Below are 1,782 nucleotides of genomic sequence, written 5' to 3' on the forward strand. Positions count from 1 at the left end.
CTCAGCGTGTAGATGGCACCGCCGTCCGCCTGCAGCTTCATGATGTCGCTGATCTCGTTGTCGCTGACCACATTGTTCTGGCTGGTGGTCGGGGTGGTCCAGACCGGGACACCGGAGTTGCCCGGGTAGTTGGTGTCACCCCCCTGGTCGGTCAGACCCCAGCCCCAGCCCACGGAGATGCCGCTGTAGGGCAGGTCGTAGACCTTGTTGTGGGAGATGACGCTGTGATCGGTGTAACCGGCGAAGATACCCAGCGAGCCGGTGTACTGATCCGCCACATTGGTGACAACGTTATTGCTGACCGTGTTGTCCTTGGTGATCGACCGCGCATCGCTCGGATGGGCGTCGATCACATCGGTACCACCGACCTGGATGCCCGTCGCGGCTATCTCCTTGAAGACATTGCCGGTGATCGTGGTCCCCTGCGTGCCGGTATTGAGATTCAGCCCGACCGCACCGAGGTGCGTGAAGGTGTTGCCCTGGAACGACACACCGTGGCCGTAGCTCACATTGACCGCCCCGGGCGTCTTCACCCAGTTCAACCGCGTGGAGTCGAAGTCGGGGTTGTTGGAGCCGACGATACGGAAGCCCGCCTGGCCCTCGATCAGGCCATCGCTGGAGCTGGGCGCCAGCCACGTCGAGTAGGAGAAGGTGATGCCCTGGAAGGAGACGTCACTGACCGGGGCGGAGATGGTGCCGTTCAAGTCCACCAGGTCCTGCACCCGCGGCACGGTCACCGTCGCGGTCGCCAGGTTCTGGCCCGCCTTGGGCATGTAGTACAGATCGCCCGCGCTCTTGTCGAGGTACCACTCCCCGGGGGTGTCCAGCAGCTCACGGGCGTTCTCCAGCCACGTCGGGTTCTGGATCTCCTGCCCCGCGTGCAGATTCGCGTTGTGGAAACACGGCTGCTGCACCGTCATCGTGGTCCCCACGATCGACTGGACCGGGCAACGCATGAGCATCCAGCCCCAGCGGCTCACGACCTCAAGATCCGACTGGTTCTTCCAACTGTCCATACTGGTGTCGGTGATCGTGTAACCGGTCGAGGTCTTGGTGAACCCCGAGGGATTGTTCCCACCGCGAGCGCGCGTCTCCAGCTCACCGTTGACATACAGCTGCCGGGTATCGATGTTTCCGACGTGCGCCTTGTAAACGTTGTGCGCGGAATCGGCCAGCGTCCACCCCGTTCACGGCCGGGGGCGCTGAAGAGGCGGCTTGGCGGCCCAGGTCTGTGCGCGGGCGTCCGCTAGGAAGCGGACGTTTCCGGCGATGGCGGCTGCGACGCCGCCACGGACTTCGACGACCGCTCGGAGGCCGCCGACGGATTGCGGGGGCGGCCGGCCAGGTTGAAGAGCCGGTCACGGATCTTGCGCTCGAACTGCTCCTGGGTGGTGTCGATATGCGCGGTCATCAACTCCGCGGCGGTGTCCGCCTCACCCGCGGCGATGGCCTCGACGATGCCAAGGTGCTGGGCGCCCGCGACCTCCAACGAGCCGGGCACATCACCATGGAAGAGCAGCACGTCCGACTGGGACACCAGACGCCGGATGTTGGCGACACTCGACCGCAGGAACACATTGTGAGCGGCGATGCTGACCGAATCGTGGAACAACGCGTCCGCACGGGCGAACGCCTCGGCATCAACCGCCTTTCCGGCCGCGAGCGAGACCTCGGCACTCTCCCGCATCGCCCGGACCTCGATCGGAGTGGCGAGAGTCGCGGCACGCCGCGCCGTCTCCGACTCGATCAGACGACGGTAGTCCAGGAGCATCAGGACATGCT

Annotated in this window: 2 protein-coding genes; both read right to left on the reverse strand. The window is 64.9% G+C overall.

Features of this window, described 5'->3' with window-relative positions; genetic code table 11:
* A partial coding sequence (locus FCI23_RS55450) for a right-handed parallel beta-helix repeat-containing protein (protein ID WP_211265911.1) occupies positions 1-1,175 on the reverse strand: 1,175 nt, incomplete at its 3' end.
* A gap of 71 nt (positions 1,176-1,246) precedes the next feature.
* A partial coding sequence (locus tag FCI23_RS55455; protein ID WP_136731729.1) for a FadR/GntR family transcriptional regulator occupies positions 1,247-1,782 on the reverse strand: 536 nt, incomplete at its 5' end.

Origin of the sequence: Actinacidiphila oryziradicis (assembly GCF_005047355.1) — a bacterium.
GTDB classification, from domain to species: Bacteria; Actinomycetota; Actinomycetes; order Streptomycetales; family Streptomycetaceae; genus Actinacidiphila; species Actinacidiphila oryziradicis.